This window comes from Actinoallomurus soli (assembly GCF_024055715.1).
Lineage (GTDB): Bacteria > Actinomycetota > Actinomycetes > Streptosporangiales > Streptosporangiaceae > Actinoallomurus > Actinoallomurus soli.
Window position 1 is genome coordinate 98,164 of the sequence record NZ_JAMXMV010000015.1, and the last position, 17,214, is coordinate 115,377.

Consider the following 17,214-nt stretch of genomic DNA (forward strand, 5'->3'; position numbering starts at 1 on the left):
GCGGATCACGATCGGGCAACCGTCACCACGCGGCTCCGCCGAGTGAGATCATGCCTCATGCCCTACCGTGCGCGATGGTCCGGCTACCCCGGCCGGCCGGGCATGCCGGACCGGAGGACCGCCCTGCTGGCGGCCCTGGGTGCGGCCGCCACCGCGATCGGCGGCTGCGCCCTGACCGGGGCGGGAGGTCGCTACCGGAAGGGACACCTGCCGATCGCGACCGGGGTGACGGACGGGGTCTACTACCGGTACGGCCAACGGCTCGCCCGCCTCCTCGACGACCGCCTCCCGGGCGTGCGCGCCTCGGCGGAAGTCACGACCGGGTCCCTGGACAACCTCCAGTGGCTGCGGTGGGGCGGCGACCGGCTCGCGTTCCTGGCCGCCGACGCCGCCGGCGCGGCGGCGTCCGAGCACGGCACGGCGACGCCCGATCCCGACGCGCCGATCCGGGCGCTGGCCCGCCTGTACGACGACTACCTCCACCTGGTGGTCCTGGAATCGTCGAGCTTCCACACCATCGACGACCTGCGCGGCCGGCACGTCTCGGTCGGCGCGAAGGGGTCGGGCGTCGAACTCGTCGCCCGGCGGGTGCTGAGCGCCGCCGGGCTGACCGGGCACCTGACGCCGGTGCGGATGGGCCTGGACTACGCGCCCGCGGGCCTGCTGTCGGGCCTGATCGACGCGTTCTTCTGGTCCGGAGGCCTGCCGACCGCCGGGATCGCCGAGCTGGCCGAGCGGATCCCCATCCGCCTCATCCCGCTGGGCGGGCTGGCGCCGCAGATCCGCCGGCGGTACGGGCCCTACTACCGCGCGGCGACGATCCCGAGCGGCACCTACGTGAACGTCGACGAGACCCAGACCCTGGCCCTGGCCAACTTCCTGGCCGCCCCGGCCTCGTTCGACGACGGGCTCGCCTACCGCGTGACCGAGATCCTGATCCGGGACCGGGACGCCCTCGCCGCGGCGGTGCCCTCGGCGGAGCTGCTGGACGTGCGCAGCGCGATCCAGACCGACCCGGTCCCCCTGCACCCGGGGGCGCTGCGGTACTACCGCTCGATCCGGCGCTGACGGCGGGCACCGCCAGGGTCACCGGCCCGCGGGCCCACCGGCCGGTTGGACGTGACGGCGCGGACCGCGGTCGCCGCCCGCCCGCGCCGCCACCCGCCGGTCAGACGGTGACGGAGGGGACGGCCATGGTCACGCGGAGGCCCGCGCCGTCGGCGGCGGCGATCTCCAGCCGGCCGCCGCTCGCCTCCAGGAGCGTACGGGCGACCGACAGGCCCAGCCCGGAGCCGTCGACGTTCTGGTGACCCGGGCTGCGCCAGAACCGGTCGCCGATGCGGGCGAGCTCCTCCGGCGGCAGGCCGGAGCCCTCGTCGGTGACGCGGATCTCGACGTCGCCGCCGATCTCGGCCAGTTCGACGGTGACGGCCGACCCCTCCGGGGAGAACTTCAGCGCGTTGTCGATCACCGCGTCGAACGCGCTGCCCAGACCGGTGGGGTCGGCGGCGCCGAGCACCGGTCCCGTCCACCGGCGGCGCACCTCGATGGCCCGCCGGTCCGCGACGACCTGCCAGGCGGTGACGCGCTCGTCGACGAGGACGGCCAGGTCGATGGCCTCCACCGTGGCGCCGTGCTCCTCGGCGAGGGCGAGTTCGAGGAGGTCGTCCAGGACCCGTGTGAGGCGCTCGGCCTCGTGCCGCAGATCCTGGATCTCCTCCTCCGACCCGGGGGGCAGGGACAGCGCCAGGCCCTCCAGCCGCAGCATGACGGCGGACAGCGGATTGCGCAGCTGGTGCGACGCGTCGGCCACGAACGCGCGCTGGCGCTCCATCGTGGCCTCGACCTTCTGCACCATCTCGTTGAACGACGCGGTGAGGCGCCGCAGCTCCGGAGGGCCGGTCGCGGCCGGGACGCGCACGTCGAGCCGTCCCGTCGCGATCGTGTGGGTCACCGCGTCGAGCGCGCGGACCGGGCGCAGGATCCAGGTGGCGACCAGGTGGGCCAGCGCGAGGAAGAGCAGCACCGCGACGGCCTCCGCGGCGGCGAGCAGCGCCCAGTCCCGCGCGACGGCGGCCCGCATCCGGCCCGTCGGCGAGACCGTGACGACCGCGCCCACGACGTCGCCGTTCCGCGTCACCGGCGCGGCCACGACGAGCGGGCCGTCCTCCCACGGCCAGATGGTGCCGGTGTCGGCGCTGTGCCGGCCGGCGAACGCCTGGCGCAGCCCGACCCGGACGCCGTCCGCGTCGTTGCCCGGGTAGCCGGGCGTGTCGAGCAGGATCGAGCGCTGGCGGTCGACGACCGCCGCGGCGGTCCCGTAGACGTCGTGGTAGCGGGTGATCTCCTCGCCGATCTCCGAGGGCGACGTGCCGAGGGGTTCGCCGGCCACGATGGAGGCGAACCGCGACGTGTCGTCCAGCCGGTCCTGGAAGAGGGCGTCCTGGTGCTGGCGGACGATGCTCGTGGCCAGCGGGACGCCGAGCGCGAGCAGGCTGCAGATGACCAGGGTGTTGAGGACGAGGATCAGGCGGGCGCGCACGGTCGGATCACGAATGCGGGGGCGCGGATCGCGGATGCGGGGGCGCGGGCCGCGTGCCGCCGTCCGCGGTGACGCAGTAGCCCACGCCGCGCACGGTCTGGATGGCGCCGGGCACCTTCAGCTTGGCGCGCAGCGAGGCGATGTGGACCTCCAGCGTCCGCTGGTTGCCCTGCCAGTTCGTGTGCCAGACCTCGCTGATCAGCTGGTCGCGGGGGCAGACGACGCCGGGCCGTCGGGCGAGGACCGCCAGCAGGTCGAACTCCTTGCGGGTCAGGCTCGCCGGCACCCCGTCGACGCTGACCACCCGGCGCAGCCGGTCCAGGTGGATGCGCCCGGCGATCAGCTCGTCCGCGGCCGGTTCGGCGGGGCGGGCGCCGTCGTGCCGCGCCGAGCGGCGGCTGACGACGTGGATGCGCGCGATCAGTTCCCCGACGTCGTACGGCTTCACGACGTAGTCGTCGGCGCCGAGGTGGAGGCCGTGGATCCGGGAGCGCACGTCCGACCGCGCGGTCACCATGATGATCGGGACGTCGCGGACCGCGCGGATGCGGCCGCACAGCTCGAACCCGTCGCTGTCGGGCAGGCCGAGGTCGAGCAGGATGACGTCCGGCTCGTTCACGAGGCGTTCGAGCGCCTCGGCGGCGGTGCAGGCCGGGTCGACCTCGAAGCCGTGCCGGCGGAGCACCGAGCACAGCGCCGCGGCGACGCGGACGTCATCCTCGACGACGAGTAGCCGCACCACCGCTCCTTCCGTCAGGCGACCTAAGCGATCTTTCGCCTCAATCGCACACCGTACCGGGCCGATCACACGAATGGGACCGGGCCCTCCCCGGCGCCGGAGGGGGAGGGCCCGGAGTACTCGGGGTCAGCCGACGGAGGCCAGGTCGGTCTCGCCGACCGCGGACTCCCCCGCGACCTCGCGGGACGGCCCGGCCCAGCCGCTGCGGACGCCCCAGGCGTAGAAGCCCAGCGACGTGACGGCGACGACCGCCATGTCCACGCCGTACGGGATGACGTCGTGGCCGCCGAACTTGGCGCTGCCGAGCGCGGACAGCAGCGCCATCCACGCGAGGTAGGCGACGAGCCAGATCCCGGCTCGCAGGTGCGGGACCCACGCGGCGAACCCCTGCCGCCAGCCGTAGTAGACGTAGATCGGCAGGCCGAGCGCCATGATCCCGATGACCTCGCCGGTCAGCGGCCACTTCGACCAGAACAGCAGCAGGGAGGCGAACATGAACCCGGCCGGCGCGACGACCTTCAGCGCGGGCGCGCGGGCGGGCCTCGGCAGGTCCGGGCAGGTGCGCCGCAGGACCATGGCCGACACCGGCCCGGTCACGTACGAGATCACGGTGGCGACCGAGATGACCTCGGCGAGCGAGCCCCAGCCCCGGAAGGTGAACAGGAAGACGAAGGAGACCGCGAGGTTGAACCACATGGCCGGCTGCGGGATGCCGTACTTCGGGTGGACGTAACCCAGGATCTTCGGGAAGTAGCCGTTCTCCTTCATGCCCTGGATCATCCGCGCCGTGGACGCGGTGTAGGTCATGCCCGTGCCGGACGGGGAGACGAACGCGTCGGCGTACAGCGTCACGGCCAGCCAGTTGAGGTTCCAGGCCATCGCGAGGTCGGCGAACGGCGAGTTGAAGTCGATGCCGGACCAGCCGTGCCCGAGGAGGTGACCGGGCACGGCGCCGATGAACGCCGTCTGCAGCCCGACGTACACGAGCGCCGCGACGACCAGCGCGCCGATCAGCGCGATCGGCACCGAGCGGCCGGGGTTGCGCGCCTCACCGGCCAGGTTGATCGGGCTCTGGAAGCCGTTGTAGGCGAAGACCACGCCGGAGGTGGCGATCGCGCTGAGCACCGCCGCCCAGCCGTACGGGGCGAAGCCGCCGTGGTGGACGAAGTTCCCGCCGTGGAAGCCGGAGGCGATCAGGCCGATGACCGTCAGCGCCGGGACGGTGAACTTCACGATCATGATGAAGTTGTTCGCCAGGGCGTACAGCCGGACGGTCCAGTAGTTGAGCAGGAAGTACACGATGACGAGGACGGCGGCGAGCGCCAGTCCCATCGGGTGCAGTTCCTTCCCGTCGTACAGCCCCTTGGCCCAGTGCCACTTCCAGGAGCTCATGTACTGGATCGAGGCCTCGGCCTCGATGGGGATGACCGAGACGATCGCGATCCAGTTCGACCAGCCGCCCATGTAGCCGACGAGCGAGCCGTGGGAGTACTGGGCGTAGCGGACCATGCCGCCGGACTTGGGGAAGGTCGATCCCAGCTCCATGTACGACAGGCCGATGAGGATCATGATGCCCGCACCGATGATCCACGCGAAGAGGGCCGCCGGGCCGGCGACCTTCGCGGCCTTCCACGAGCCGAACAGCCAGCCCGAGCCGATGATCGAGCTGAGCCCGACCATCAACAGCGAGAAGGTCCCCAGTCGCCGCCGGTAGTCACCGGTCGACGCGGGCCCGGACACGGATGACGCGGTCGCCATTGATCACTCCATCTCGTCGCGCGCTCGAAGCGGGGGGGATGTCTCGCGCGATGCGGACGAGAATCCCCCGCGCGGGAGCGCGACCCGAGACGTTTGAGCGAGATCTGAGGTTCCAGGGCGACGGCGGCGCCCGGCCCGGGTCCGTCGAAGGGCTCGGTCCCGGTCCGTCGAAGGGCTCGGTCCCGGTCCGTCGAAGGGGCCCGGCCGGTCAGCAGCCGATGCGCGACGATCCGACGGCCACGTCGTCGAACCAGAGGGTGTCCCGCGCGCCGCCGTAGCTCTCCCAGCCGAGGCGCAGGTCGACAGGGCGCGGGCGCCAGTTCGCCCGGCTCAGCCACTGGCGGTCGACGTCCGGCGTCGGGGTGCCGTCCTCGTGCAGGCCGGCGACCTCGGTTCCGTCCAGCCAGGTGCTCATGGTGCCGTTCGTCCCGTTGATGGCGAACTCCACGCAGGACCACCGGTTCACGGGCAGCGGCACGCTCATCGCGACGCCCGTCGGGCTCTGCTCGGGCAGGGTCGCGTCGTCGGACTCGCGGTTCCACTGCAGCGCCTGGTTCTGGCCGCCGAGCCGCAGGTGCTTGTTCCCGTCCGCCGCGTCGGTCAGCGTCGTGAAGGCCACGTGACCGGCGGGCAGCGCCTGCGTGTGCCGGACGTAGTAGCGCACGTAGATCACCGAGCCGGCCGCCGCCACGCCGGTCGTGTTGACCGCGAACGCGTGGTCGCAGTACGTCGCGCCGCCGTCCACGCGGAGCGAGGTGGTGCCGCCGTGCGCCTGCGTGTGGTCGATCGCGACCGTTCCCGAGCCCTGGCAGTCGGGGTAGGACGGCTGCCAGGCCCCGGACGGCGTCGATCCGGTCTGGTTCTCGAAGCCGTCGCAGAAGGCCGCCTGCGCGCACGACGTCGGGGGCGTGGGAGTCGGCGTCGGGGTGGGGGTCGGCGTGGGAGTGGGAGTGCCGTCCCCCTCGCAGCTCGCGCCGTTCAGCGCGAAGTCGGCCGGGACGGTGTTCTGGCCGCTGAACGTCCCCTGGAACCCGAAGCTCGTCGAGGCCCCGGTCGCCAGCGCGCCGTTGTACCCGCTGTCCCGGGCGGCGACGGCCTGCCCGGACTGGGTGACCTGGGCGTTCCAGGCGGAGGTGACCTTCTGTTCACCGGCGAACGTCCAGGTCAGCGTCCAGCTCGTGACCGGGGCCGCGTTGTTGGTGACGCTGACCTGAGCGGTGAAGCCGCCGGTCCACTGGTTGAGGGTGTACGTGACCGCGCAGGGCGGCGCGGCCGACGCCGTCCCGGCGGAGGGCAGCACGAGCGAGACCACCAGGAGGATCGCTCCCACCACCGCCGAGGCGGCCCCGTACGGCCAGGTGGCGGGCCGGCGGAACACGGGTCGGGTCTTCGCTGGGCCGGGCATGGCTGCTCCTCACCGGGACGGCGCGTACGCGCCGAAGCGCGTACGCACCAGAGTGAGAGGACCTCAAGCGCCCGGCAAGGATCTTCCACGTTCCTTTCACGCCTGAGGGGTCAGCGCGTGGCCTTCCAGCCGTGCACGCGCATCAGGGCGGCGGCGACGCGGGCGAACCGTTCGGGCTCGAGGATCGCGCCCTCCCGGCGGATGTCGTCCTCGTCGAGCGCGAACACGCGGTCCAGCCGCACGTACGACTCGCGGCCGTCCCGGTCCCAGGTTCCCGAGCCGAGTTCGAGCCAGTCGGGGTCGTCGCCGTGGTCACGGCTCGACAGCATCATCGCGAGCAGACGGCGGCCGTGCCGGCCGACGACCAGCAGCGGCCGGTCCTTCCCTCGGGACGGGTCCTCCTCGTAGGGCACCCACGCCCACACGATCTCGCCGGGGTCCGCGAGGCCGTCGAGGTCCGGGGAGTACTCGAGGGTCGCCGCCCTCTCGGGGGTATAGATCTCGCGCACCGCGCCGTGCGCGGGCCGCGGGTCTTCGCCATGATCGAACATCCGGGCAGCTTATCCGTCCGCCCAGCCGGGGCCGCGCTCCGTCGTCTCCGGCGGGGCTCAGTCGTCGGCGGCGGTGAGGTCAGGGCGGTGACCGAGCCGGAGCCCGCCGATCATCTGGGAGACGAACGCCTCGTCCTCGGGCCCGTCGCCGAGCAGCATCTTCATGAACGCGTGGTTGAAGCAGGCGCCGATCAGCAGCCGCGCCGCCGCCACGCAGTCCACGTCGGCCGCGATCCGCCCGAGGCCGCGCTCCCCTTCCAGGTAGCCCGCGACCTCGGCGTACGCCGCCTGGGGTCCCAGGTCATGGCTCTGGAACACCTGCCGGAGCCGCACGATCTGGTCGGAACTGGCGAGGATGGACACCTTCGCCGCCAGGATCTCCCGGTAGAACCCGATCGTCGCCTGCCCGGCAGCGAAGAGGTTCTCGGCGACCTCGCCCCGGCCCACCCGCGCGCCCAGGTCCTTCATGACGCGCGCGAAGACGGGGAGGCGGTCCTGCAGGAGGGCGAGATAGAGCGTCACCGCGGACGGGTCGGACCCGGGCGGGGCGGGCCGCAGGATGTCGGCGGCCGCCCCGAGCACCTGATGTCGTACGGCGTCGCCGTGTCCGCTCGCCGAGGGGGACCACGCCGATCGATCATCGGTTTCCATGACGCATAAGGATCTTGCGGGAAACCCGCCCCGTCAACGAAAACGTTCCGAAGATCAGTACCCGACGGTGAAACGTGTCCGGTGGTGGCGGGGATTCTCGGCCTCGTCGAGCAGTGCCACGGCGAGGTCCTCCATGGAGATCCGGGACTCTCCTTCGGCGTCGACCAGCAGTTCGCCGGCGCCCAGCCGGTACGCACCGGTGCGCTCGCCCGGCTCCAGCAGCGCCGGCGGGCTCAGGTAGGCCCAGTCGACGCCGGTCGCGGCGCGGCAGGCCGCTAGCTGGTCCGCGCAGGCCAGTGCGATGGGCCGCAGCTCGGCGGGGAACCCCGGCTCCTCGACCACGGTGAGTCCTCCGGTGCCGGGCACGGTGAGGGTCGCGGCGCCGCCGACGACGAGGAGGCGGACGCCCGTCCCGGCGAGGCCCGCCAGCAGCGCCTTCGCGACCGTGACGAGCTCGGGCTCGCCGCCGGGAGCGGGACGGGTCGCGGTGATCACGATGTCCTGGCCGGCGGCGAGGCGGCCCACGTCCTCGGCGTTCCGGGCGTCCGCCGTACGGATGCGGGCGCCCGCGGGCGGCTCGGCGAACCGGGCGGGGTCGCGTACGACGGCGGTGACCTCGTGGTCGCGGGACAGCGCCTCGGCGACGACGCGGCGTCCGACGGCCCCCGCCGCTCCGAACACGGTGATGCGCATGGTCACGAGCTCCTCCTCGCGGTGACGGCGGGTGCCGCCGGTGGGGCGGGTGGTGCGGGTACGGCCTCGCGGCGCCGGCCGCCGGACCACTGGCCGGCCAGCGTGCCGCCGAAGGCCAGCGCCATGCCGAGCAGTTGCAGGGGCGTCAGGGCCTGGCCGAGCGCGGCCCAGCCGATGACCGCCGCGGACAGCGGGCTGAGCAGCGGGAGGAAGGCCACCGAGGTCGCGGGAAGACGGGACAGGCCGCGGAACCACACCCAGTACGCGGCGGCCGTGCCGACCGCCCCGAGGTAGAGGTAGCCGCCGACGGCACGCCCGTCGAGGGCGGGCGGCGGTCCCTCGACGAGGAGGGTCACCGGCACCAGCAGCAGCCCGCCGGCGGTGAGCTGCCAGGCGGTGAGGCCGAGCGGGCCGACGCCCTCGGGGCGGCCCCAGCGCTTGGTGAGCACCGTGCCCGCGGCCATCGACGCCGCCCCGGCGAGCCCGGCCAGCACGCCGAGGACGTCCATCCGGGCGTCGGCGCGCAGGACGACGAGTCCGACCCCGGCGAGGCCGGTGAGGGCGGCCAGCAGCTTGCGGGCGGTGGGCCGCTCGGCCAGCAGCAGGGCGGCGAACGCCAGGGCGAACAGCGGGCCGACCGCGCCGAGCACCGCGGCGACGCCTCCGGGCAGCCGGTAGGCGGCCAGGAAGAGCAGCGGGAAGAACGCCCCGATGTTGAGCACGCCGAGGACGGCCGCCCGCCACCACCAGGCCCCGCGCGGCAGCACGCGGGTGGCGGCGAGGAGGACGAGGCCGGCCGGCAGCGCCCGCGTCATCGCGGTGAACATGGGCCGGCCGGGCGGCAGGAACTCGGTGGTCACGGCGTAGGTCGACCCCCATGTCAGGGGGGTGAGCGCGGTGAGGGCCAGGTCGCGGACGCTCGACGAGGAGGAGGCGTCCCGCCGGGCCGTGAGAACGGCCATGTCGATCCCTCCAGATTGATAATCTCAACGTTGAGATAACAGCACGCAGTGATGCTCAACGTCAAGTAGATGAACGTTGAGATTGTTTGCGTTGAGAGGAGTGCCCGGTGAGCGACGCGGTGGATCAGATCCTCGGCCAGTGGGCCCGTGAGCGACCCGACCTCGACGCGTGGCCGATGGGGATCATCGGCCGGATCAACCGGCTGTCGAGGCTCGTGGACCGGGAGCTGAAGGACTTCTTCGCCGCGCACGGGCTGGAGCACTGGGAGTTCGACGTGCTCGCCACCCTGCGCCGGTCCGGCCCGCCGTACGCGCTGACGGCGGGCGCGCTCAACCGCGCCGCGATGGTGACCTCCGGGGCGATCACCAACCGGATCGACCGGCTCGCGGCCAAGGGCCTCGTGGAGCGGGTGCCCGACGAGCAGGACCGCCGGTCCGTACGGGTCCGCCTGACCGAACGGGGCCGGGCCCTGGTCGACGAGGTCGTCGGGCTCCACGTCGCGAACGAGGCCCGGCTGCTCGCCTCGCTGAGTCCCGACCGGAGGATGGAGCTGGCGGACCTCCTGCGCGACCTGCTCGAGTCCTTCGGCGACACGTCGATCGAATGATCCGCCCACGGACGACGAGGGCGGCCCTGGCGGTTCCGAGGATGCCGGTCAGGCGACGGGGACCAGGGTGAACCGGCCGTCGGGGCGGCGTTCGGCGCGCCCGAAGACGACATCGGCGAAGTGGCCGCCGTAGCCGATCGTGCCGGGGCGGCTCAGCTCTTCGACCAGGCGGCGGCGGTGCTCCGCGGACTCGGCCGGGTCGTGGTCGATCCCGCAGGACCACTCCGGGTGCGTGACCTGGACCGGCGCGTGCAGGGCGTCGCCGAACGCGATGAGCCGCCGGTCGCCGCCGGTGATGGTGTAAGTGGTGTGGCCGACGGTGTGTCCCGCCGCGAACGACGCCCGCACACCGGGGAAGATCTCCTCCCCGTCCTGGGCCGGGTGGACGCGGGACGCGAAGGCCGCCAGGCGTTCCTCGGTCGCCCCGCCCTCGGCCGCCAGATCGCGCCGCTCTCACTCGGGCGCCGCGACGAAGTGGGTGGCGTGCGCGAACGGCGGTGCGCCGGCGCCGGGCGCCGTGCTCCAGGCCCAGCCCAGGTGGTCGGTGTGCAGGTGGGTGATGGCGACGGCCTCGATCCGGTGCGGCTCGCGGCCCAGGCGGCGCAGGCCGTCCAGCAGCGCGCCGCCGTACACCCTCCCCAGGAACGGGTTGGCGGGGTCGTCGGGGTGGGTAGCGCGCTCGGCCGACGATCGGCCGGGCCCGGCAACGATGCGCCCGAAAGGCGATGGGGCGTCGGCCTGCCGGCCGGCGCCCCATCCGGAACCCGTCAGTGCCGGGCCTTCAGCTTGACGGTGACCTTCTTCGGGGCCATGACGCGCTTCGCGGCGCTCTTCCTGGCCTTCGGCTGCGGGCGCAGGCCCGCGACGAGCTTCGACAGGGTCGACGGCGACGCCGTGGACCGTACGGCCGGGGTGTCCGCCGGGTTGATGCCGACGCCGAGGCTCATGACGCCGGTCAGGTTCATGGAGTTATTGGCCGATCCGGACGGCAGGCCCATCATCTGGTTGATCACGCCGTCGAGGATCGAGCCGGGACCGCAGCCCTTGGCGGCGGGCACCGCGATCTTGTTGTTGATCTGAACCGGATACGGCGTCCAGCCGAGCGCCGGGTCGCCGGCCCCGCCCGGGACGAGGATCGTCGGGGTCAGGCTCGCGGTGATCGGGCCGATGACGCAGGACGTGCCGAGCAGCTGGTTGTTGAGGTGGACGTTCAGCTTCGCGGTCGCCTCGATGCCGCCCGGGCCGAGCTGGACGGTGATCGGCGCCGCCAGCGACTGAGTGATCGTGAGCTTGTTGACCGGCAGCAGCGCCGCCGGGGTCTTGCCCAGGATCGGGCCGACCAGCGGCAGCTGACCGATCAGGCCGCCGGGCACCTCGACGGGCTGCGACACGAGCTGGTCCCCCATCACCGGCGGGTTGAGGACGCTGCCCGGCCCGAGGGAGGAGATGTAGCCGGTGACGCGGATCGCGTTCGGCGGCAGCGTCAGGGCGAAGCTGCCGATCTTCACGCTGCCGCCGGAGGTGATCTGCGTCTGGCAGGCGTGGTTCTGCGGGCACTGCGCCTGGAACTTGGCGGCGACCTGGGGCATGCTGCCGTGCGCGAGCGCCGGGACGGCGGGGTGCGGCGCTCCGGTCGGCGGCGCGGCCGGGTCGAGACTGCCCACGGCGCCCTTGCCCGCCTCGGTGAACCAGAGTTTCTTGCCCGGACCGGCCGCGATCCGCATCGGCGCGGACAGCGTGGCGGGCAACGGGTACTCGGTGACCGTGCCGGAGCCGGGGTCGACGCTGCCGATGTTGCTGGCGGCGGCCTCGGTGAACCAGATCTGCCCGTCCGGGCCCACGGTGATGCCGATGGGCGCGGAGTCGGCGGTGTTCACCGGATACTCGTCGATGCCGCCGCTCGCCGGGTCGAGCCGGCCGATCATTCCGACGCCGGGTTCGGTGAACCACAGGGCGCCGTCCGGACCGGCGACGATCCCGCCGAGGGCCGGTGAGCCGCTGCCCGCGGACGGCGGGTTGTAGGAGGTGACCGCGCCGGTCTCCGGGTCGAGCCGGCCGATGGACCCGTCGGTGCCCGTGTACCAGACCGCCCCGTCCGGGCCGGCCGCGAGGCCGTACACGCTCGCGCCGGCGGTGGCGTACACGGTGACGGTGCCCGAGGAGGTGATCCGGCCGATCGCGGGCGACGCGCCTCCGCCGAACCACATCGCGCCGCCGGGACCGGCGATGATGTCGGTCAGCCGCCCGCCCGCGAAGTTGACGTCGCCGGTCGTGGGGACCTCGAAGAGGGTGGTCTTCCCCGTCGCCGGGTCGACGTAGCCGACGCGCGGAACGTCGACGGAGGAGTCGGTGAACCACAGGCGGCCGCCGGGTCCGGCGGCCATCCCGTCGGCCGCGCCCTGGGTCTTGGCCGAGTTGGCGGGCAGGGCGTACTCCTTGACCTTGCCGGCCGAGTCGACCTTCCCCAGCCCGCCGGCGTTCTCGGCGAACCAGACGCTGCCGCTCGGGCCCGCGACCAGGCCCGCGGGGGCGACGTCGGGCACGGGCAGCCCGATCTCGGTCACGCCGGCGGCGGCGCCGGCGGGCGAGGCCGGGCTGAGAGCGACCGCGCCGAACAGGGCCGCCGACGCGACCATCCCCGCGCGCACACCACGATGGCGCATGCCATCGCCTCCTATGATCTTCATGGTGGGCTACTAGAAACCCACGGGTGTTTCACGTCAAGCCGATCGGTGCCGCCCGTCCGGTTCCGGTCACCGGCGCGGTACGGGGAGGCGCAGGGGCCGCCCGGAGGCGGCCCCTGCTCGTGTTTCGTCCCTCGGTCGCGTACGTCAGGTGATCGTGACCGTCGGGCTCGTGGTGTAGACGCCGGTGGCGGTGCCGGTCGGGCTGATCGTGCCGCAGGCCGCGTTGCCGGAGAACGGCACGCTCGCGCTGGTGAACGTGGCCTTGCCCGTCGAGTTGCTGTAGCTCGCCGTGATCGGCGCCGCGGCGGTCGGGGCGCCCGTCACCACGCAGCCGGGCAGGGTGGTCGTCGACACCGTCACGCCCGCCTTCGGGATCGTGATCTTGACCGACGTCGGGCTGGCGATGGCCAGCAGCGTCCAGCTGCCGTTCGTGTGGTTCGCCGTGATCGTGGCCGTACCGCCGAAGTTGTCCTTGCAGCCGCTGAACGTCGGGTCCGGGCTGATGTTGACCGGGCCGTAGCCCGACGACGGAGTCGTGAACTTGATCGTCGAGCTGGTGCAGGTCACCGAGAAGGACAGGCCGGACAGGGTGCCGGCGAACTTCACGCTGGTGCTGGTGGCGGTGATCGCGGTGTTGGCCGGGCTGACGCCCGCCGCGTAGGCGATGCCGCCCATCATGGCGACCAGGGCGCCGGCCCCGGTGACGGTCGCGGCCAGCTTCGCCGTTCTGGAGATCATGTGCGTACCTCTCCTGAGGAGGCCGGGACCGACCTCGCCGGTCCCGGGTTCTGCGGGTGGTGGCGGGTTGTCGGGACAGTGGAACGGTGCGGTGCGAGGGGGTGACGCCCTCCTCTCTCCGGTCAGGAATGCGCCCCCGCGCCGACGCTGAGGATCGCGGGAAGGTCGAGGCTGTTGCCTGAGGCCGACGGCAGGCCCATGGTCGAGTTGATGACCCCGTCGAGGATTCCGCCGATGCCGCAGCCGTGGGCCTTGGGCACGGACAGGGTGGTGTCCTTGATCTCGACGTTCAGGGGCTGCCAGCCGAGCTGCGGGTCGTGCACCGAGCCGCCGGACCGGTCCGCCGGGGCCAGGCTCGCGGTGATCGGCCCGATGACGCAGCTGCCGCCGAGCAACTGGTTGTTGAGCTGGATGTTCAGGGTCGCGGTGGCCTGCAGGCCACTGGGGCCGAACCCGACGGTCACCGGCCCGGCCAGCGACTGCGTGATCGTGAGCTTGTTGAACGGCAGCATCGCCGCCGGGGTCATGCCGAGGATCGGGCCGATGAGCGGCAGGGTGCCGATGATGCCTCCCGGCACCTCGACCGGGACGGACTCCAGTTCGGACCCGGTGAGCGGCGGCTGGAGGGTGGCCGTGCCGGTGCCCAGCGAGGTGACGTAGCCGGTGACGCGCAGCGCGCCGGGCGGCATCGTCTGGCTGAAGCCGCCGATCTTCACGCTGCCGCCCGTCGTGATCTGGGTCTGGCAGATGATCGCCGTGGTGGGACAGCGGCCCTGGAAGGACGCGGCGATCCGCGGACTCGAGCCGTCGGCGATCGGCGGGGCGGCGGCGTGCGGCGAGCCGGAGGGCGGCGCGGCGGGGTTCAGCCGGCCGACGGCGCCCGTGCCCGCCTCGGTGAACGACAGCACGGCCCCGGGCCCCTTGACGATCCGCATCGGGGCGGACAGGGCGTTCGGCAGCGGGTACTCGGAGATCTTCTTGGTCGCGGGGACGATCCGGCCGACGTTGCCGGCCGCGGCCTCGGTGAACCACACGTTGCCGTCCGGGCCGGCGGTGATGCCCTCCGGAGCGGAGTTCGCGGTCGGCACGGCGTACTCGGTGATGGCGCCGGTCGAGGGGACGATACGGCCGATCTTGCCGACGCCGGGCTCGGTGAACCAGACCGCGCCGTCCGGGCCGGCCGCGATGCCGCCGGCCGCCGGATTGCCCGAACCCGACGAGTCTGGCGAGTAGGTCGTGACGTTCCCCGTGGCCGGGTCCAGCCGCCCGATCGCCCCGCCGTTCGTGTCGGTGAACCACAGCGCCTTGTCGGGGCCGGTCGTGATCGCGTACGGCGACAGGCCGACGGTGGCGTACGCGGTGACCGCGCCCGAGGAGGTGATCCGGCCGACCGCGCCGGCCGGGCCGCCGGCGAACCACATGGCGCCGTCCGGTCCGGCGGTGATGTCGGTGAGCTGCCCGCCCGCGAAGCTCACGTCCCCGGTGGTCGGCACCTCGTACGCGGTCACCGCGCCGGTCGTGGGGTTGACCTTCCCCACGCGCGGCACGGCCGTGGACGCGTCGGTGAACCACACCGTCCCGTCCGGCGCGGTCGCGGCGCCCTCCGGGACGGCCACCTCGTGCTGGGAGTTCGCCGGGACGGCGTACTCCTTCACGACGCCGAGGGCGTCGACCCGGCCGAGGCCCTGCGCGTGCTCGGTGAACCACACGCTGCCGCCCGGTCCGGCCGTCAGGCCCAGCGGCGTACTGTCGGGGATGCTCGCCGAGTACTCGGTGACCGTGCCCGAAGCGGCCTGCGCGGGAACGCACGGGAGGGCCACTGCGAGGGCGGCCAGCAGGAGCGTTCCCGCTCTGGATCCACGATGGCGCATGCCACCGCCTCCTTGGGATTCATCCCCCGAGGACGATGTTCGGTTCGAAACTTGTCGGTAACAAACGAGCTTCCTGCAAATAGAAACCGTACGGTGTCTCATGTCAACCGCAGCCGGGGTGACGGCCGGATCCGGCCGTCACCGACCCCGATCGGGCGCCCGGCGGCATTTACGCGCCCTCCGGCAGGCGGTAGACAGCCGGATGACGGTGCCACGGACGGGAGGTCACCCATGCGCGACGGAGCCTCGGGACTCGGGCACCCACGCGAGCCGCACCCGGACGGCGCGGCGGGGCGGCGGGCCCGGCCGGCGGACGCGGAGGCCGCCGCGGCACGGCGGACCGGCTTAACGGACGCCGGAGACGACGCGGACGGACGCGCGCCGTCGGCGGAGCCGGCCGAGCCCGCAGAGTCCGCACAGACGGCCGAGTCCGCGCAGCCGGCGGAGAGCGACGACGCGGACGCGCGGCGGGCCCGGTTGATGGACGCGCTCGTCACCGTGGTGGCCGAGCGCGGCTATCCGCGGACGACGGTCGAGGAGGTGGCGGCCAGGGCCGGGCTGCCCACCGGGGCCTTCCACGCCTGCTTCGGTGGCATCGAGGAGTGCTTCCTGGCCGCGTACGAGCGCGGGACCCGCCTTCTGCTCGCCCGGACGGAGGCCGCCTACCGGGCGGAGTCGTCGTGGCCCGCGGCGGTCCGCGCCGGGCTGCGGGCGGCCCTCGAGCTGGCCGCCGCCGAACCCGCCTTCGCGCGGATGTGCGTCATCGACGCGAGCATGGTGGGCGCCCGGGCGCACCGGGCGCGGGTGGCGTTCCTGGCGAGGTTCCGCGCGTTCCTCGGCGGACCGGGCATCCCGCGGATCCCGGACGACATCAGGAACGCCATCATCGGCGGGGTCTACACGATGGTCTACAACCACGTGGAGTGCGACCGGACCGCGGAGCTTCCCGAGCTGGCGGACCCGCTCACCGACTTCCTGCTGGCCTTCTACCGGGAGGGCGGGTCGCCCGCGTCCAGCTGAGCCGCCGCCTCCTCGCGGCCGAGGGGCAGCAGCGCGAAGTAGACCAGGGACGGCAGCATCGCCGGCAGGCGGTCGCCCTCCCCCGCCTCCACCGCCCCGTAGACCGCTCCGTAGATCCCGCCGATGATCGCGTCGATGACGACCGTGGGCAGGGACGGAAGGTCGTACGCCGGGTCGGTGAAGAACTTTCGGAACCGCGCGAGGTGCTCGATCCGCGCCTTGCGCAGCCGGGGGCCGGCCGCGTTGACCTCCACGAGCGCGGCGCGGGCGAACAGCGGCTCGGCGGCGAGGATCTCCAGCATCGCCCGCAGTCCGGCGCGGATGCCCTCCGGCCAGGAGTGCGCGCCGTGGTACGCGTGCGCCATGCGGTCGAGGAGGATGCCGGTGCCCCGCTGGTACGCCGCGAGAAAGCAGTCGTCCATCTCGGTGAAGTGGACGTAGAACGTCTTCTTGGTCACCCCGGCGGCCTCGGTGATCTTGCTGATCGTCGTGCGGGTGTAACCGTGTTCGGCGACCACCTGGACGAAGCCGTCGATGAGCCGGTCCCGCTGGATGTCGGCGACGGTCTCCGGCGGCAGCCCGTGCCGCCCCGGTTTGATGGCCCGGCCGGGCTCCCGCGCGGAGCGGGATCCCGGGATGGCCGGCTCCGCGCCGGGCGCCGCCGGGAGGGCCGAGGCCGTACCGGCCGCCGGAGCCTGACCCGTCACCGGAGCCGTGCCGGTCGACGGAGCCGTGCCGGTCGACGCCGGAGGGGCCGGAGCTGGACCGGTCGCCGCCGGCCGTTCGGACTGCCTCGCCATGGAATCCGCGCGTTCCTCCGTAGAACCGGGGAAGCCGGTCGTCACCTACCGTCCGGCTCACATTACTCGGGGGTCTCGACGGCGAAAGGCTACCTTCCGGACCGAAGGAACGCACGAGCCATCGGTCCGTCCCGCTCGCGCGACGCGGTTTCGCGCCATTGTCACCGGAGCCGCATCCCATCGCGCGGC

The 17,214-nt window shown here is 73.1% G+C and carries 17 protein-coding genes; 3 read left to right on the forward strand and 14 right to left on the reverse strand.

Features of this window, described 5'->3' with window-relative positions; all coding sequences use genetic code 11:
• Positions 1–57: 57 nt before the first annotated feature.
• Positions 58–1,068 carry a TAXI family TRAP transporter solute-binding subunit gene (locus NDW01_RS30450; RefSeq protein ID WP_252827772.1) on the forward strand — a complete coding sequence of 337 codons (1,011 nt, stop codon included), beginning with the start codon at positions 58–60 and terminating at the stop codon, positions 1,066–1,068.
• 100 nt (positions 1,069–1,168) lie between these two features.
• Here the strand turns inward: NDW01_RS30450 and NDW01_RS30455 are convergent, their stop codons facing one another.
• The 8 genes from NDW01_RS30455 to NDW01_RS30490 all read right to left on the reverse strand — a co-directional run bounded on the left by NDW01_RS30455 (position 1,169) and on the right by NDW01_RS30490 (position 9,301).
• Positions 1,169–2,542: a sensor histidine kinase gene (locus NDW01_RS30455; protein WP_252827773.1), complete on the reverse strand. Its 1,374-nt coding sequence runs from the start codon at positions 2,540–2,542 to the stop codon at positions 1,169–1,171.
• A 7-nt stretch (positions 2,543–2,549) separates the two neighbouring features.
• Entirely contained in the window at positions 2,550–3,281 is a 732-nt protein-coding gene (locus NDW01_RS30460; RefSeq protein ID WP_308211823.1) for a response regulator transcription factor, read from the reverse strand.
• A gap of 126 nt (positions 3,282–3,407) precedes the next feature.
• A complete protein-coding gene (locus tag NDW01_RS30465; RefSeq protein ID WP_252827775.1) occupies positions 3,408–5,039 on the reverse strand; it encodes an APC family permease in 1,632 nt (543 codons plus the stop codon).
• 208 nt (positions 5,040–5,247) lie between these two features.
• Positions 5,248–6,444: a cellulose-binding domain-containing protein gene (locus NDW01_RS43575; protein WP_305883832.1), complete on the reverse strand. Its 1,197-nt coding sequence runs from the start codon at positions 6,442–6,444 to the stop codon at positions 5,248–5,250.
• A gap of 110 nt (positions 6,445–6,554) precedes the next feature.
• Positions 6,555–6,995, reverse strand: coding sequence for a type II toxin-antitoxin system PemK/MazF family toxin (locus NDW01_RS30475; protein ID WP_252827776.1), 441 nt, complete (start codon positions 6,993–6,995; stop codon positions 6,555–6,557).
• Positions 6,996–7,052: 57 nt separating this feature from the next.
• Positions 7,053–7,646, reverse strand: coding sequence for a TetR/AcrR family transcriptional regulator C-terminal domain-containing protein (locus tag NDW01_RS30480; protein ID WP_252827777.1), 594 nt, complete (start codon positions 7,644–7,646; stop codon positions 7,053–7,055).
• 54 nt (positions 7,647–7,700) lie between these two features.
• Positions 7,701–8,339 carry an NAD(P)-dependent oxidoreductase gene (locus NDW01_RS30485; RefSeq protein WP_252827878.1) on the reverse strand — a complete coding sequence of 213 codons (639 nt, stop codon included), beginning with the start codon at positions 8,337–8,339 and terminating at the stop codon, positions 7,701–7,703.
• A 2-nt stretch (positions 8,340–8,341) separates the two neighbouring features.
• Positions 8,342–9,301 carry an EamA family transporter gene (locus NDW01_RS30490; protein WP_252827778.1) on the reverse strand — a complete coding sequence of 320 codons (960 nt, stop codon included), beginning with the start codon at positions 9,299–9,301 and terminating at the stop codon, positions 8,342–8,344.
• A gap of 107 nt (positions 9,302–9,408) precedes the next feature.
• On the opposite strand from NDW01_RS30490, the gene NDW01_RS30495 reads away from it, so the two are divergent.
• Positions 9,409–9,909: a MarR family winged helix-turn-helix transcriptional regulator gene (locus NDW01_RS30495; RefSeq protein WP_252827779.1), complete on the forward strand. Its 501-nt coding sequence runs from the start codon at positions 9,409–9,411 to the stop codon at positions 9,907–9,909.
• 48 nt (positions 9,910–9,957) lie between these two features.
• On the opposite strand, the gene NDW01_RS30500 is transcribed toward NDW01_RS30495, so the two are convergent.
• The 5 genes from NDW01_RS30500 to NDW01_RS30520 form a co-directional block, all read right to left on the reverse strand.
• Positions 9,958–10,257, reverse strand: a complete 300-nt coding sequence (locus tag NDW01_RS30500; protein WP_252827780.1) for an MBL fold metallo-hydrolase — start codon at positions 10,255–10,257, stop codon at positions 9,958–9,960.
• A gap of 105 nt (positions 10,258–10,362) precedes the next feature.
• Entirely contained in the window at positions 10,363–10,542 is a 180-nt protein-coding gene (locus NDW01_RS44485) for an MBL fold metallo-hydrolase (RefSeq protein ID WP_252827781.1), read from the reverse strand.
• Between the two features lie 134 nt (positions 10,543–10,676).
• Complete coding sequence (locus NDW01_RS30510) at positions 10,677–12,572, reverse strand: Vgb family protein (protein ID WP_252827782.1); 1,896 nt, start codon at positions 12,570–12,572, stop codon at positions 10,677–10,679.
• Positions 12,573–12,740: 168 nt separating this feature from the next.
• Positions 12,741–13,334 (reverse strand): hypothetical protein, encoded by a 594-nt coding sequence (locus tag NDW01_RS30515; RefSeq protein WP_252827783.1) that lies wholly within the window; start codon positions 13,332–13,334, stop codon positions 12,741–12,743.
• A gap of 122 nt (positions 13,335–13,456) precedes the next feature.
• Positions 13,457–15,205 carry a Vgb family protein gene (locus tag NDW01_RS30520; RefSeq protein ID WP_252827784.1) on the reverse strand — a complete coding sequence of 583 codons (1,749 nt, stop codon included), beginning with the start codon at positions 15,203–15,205 and terminating at the stop codon, positions 13,457–13,459.
• 231 nt (positions 15,206–15,436) lie between these two features.
• Between NDW01_RS30520 and NDW01_RS30525 the strand changes: the two genes are divergently transcribed.
• Positions 15,437–16,225, forward strand: a complete 789-nt coding sequence (locus tag NDW01_RS30525) for a TetR/AcrR family transcriptional regulator (protein WP_252827785.1) — start codon at positions 15,437–15,439, stop codon at positions 16,223–16,225.
• Here the strand turns inward: NDW01_RS30525 and NDW01_RS30530 are convergent.
• Complete coding sequence (locus NDW01_RS30530; protein WP_252827786.1) at positions 16,192–17,025, reverse strand: TetR/AcrR family transcriptional regulator; 834 nt, start codon at positions 17,023–17,025, stop codon at positions 16,192–16,194. The two genes, NDW01_RS30525 and NDW01_RS30530, sit on opposite strands and share 34 nt — an antisense overlap.
• Positions 17,026–17,214 lie beyond the last annotated feature (189 nt).

Excerpts from the sequence above, each read along its gene's own strand:
- NDW01_RS30515 (WP_252827783.1), bottom strand. The coding sequence starts at position 13,334 with ATGATCTCCAGAACGGCGAAGCTGGCCGCGACCGTCACCGGGGCCGGC.
- NDW01_RS30525 (WP_252827785.1), top strand. The coding sequence starts at position 15,437 with ATGCGCGACGGAGCCTCGGGACTCGGGCACCCACGCGAGCCGCACCCG.
- NDW01_RS30520 (WP_252827784.1), bottom strand. The coding sequence starts at position 15,205 with ATGCGCCATCGTGGATCCAGAGCGGGAACGCTCCTGCTGGCCGCCCTC.
- NDW01_RS30530 (WP_252827786.1), bottom strand. The coding sequence starts at position 17,025 with ATGGCGAGGCAGTCCGAACGGCCGGCGGCGACCGGTCCAGCTCCGGCC.
- NDW01_RS30485 (WP_252827878.1), bottom strand. The coding sequence starts at position 8,339 with ATGCGCATCACCGTGTTCGGAGCGGCGGGGGCCGTCGGACGCCGCGTC.
- NDW01_RS30450 (WP_252827772.1), top strand. The coding sequence starts at position 58 with ATGCCCTACCGTGCGCGATGGTCCGGCTACCCCGGCCGGCCGGGCATG.
- NDW01_RS43575 (WP_305883832.1), bottom strand. The coding sequence starts at position 6,444 with ATGCCCGGCCCAGCGAAGACCCGACCCGTGTTCCGCCGGCCCGCCACC.
- NDW01_RS30475 (WP_252827776.1), bottom strand. The coding sequence starts at position 6,995 with ATGTTCGATCATGGCGAAGACCCGCGGCCCGCGCACGGCGCGGTGCGC.
- NDW01_RS30480 (WP_252827777.1), bottom strand. The coding sequence starts at position 7,646 with ATGGAAACCGATGATCGATCGGCGTGGTCCCCCTCGGCGAGCGGACAC.
- NDW01_RS30510 (WP_252827782.1), bottom strand. The coding sequence starts at position 12,572 with ATGCGCCATCGTGGTGTGCGCGCGGGGATGGTCGCGTCGGCGGCCCTG.
- NDW01_RS30490 (WP_252827778.1), bottom strand. The coding sequence starts at position 9,301 with ATGGCCGTTCTCACGGCCCGGCGGGACGCCTCCTCCTCGTCGAGCGTC.
- NDW01_RS30465 (WP_252827775.1), bottom strand. The coding sequence starts at position 5,039 with ATGGCGACCGCGTCATCCGTGTCCGGGCCCGCGTCGACCGGTGACTAC.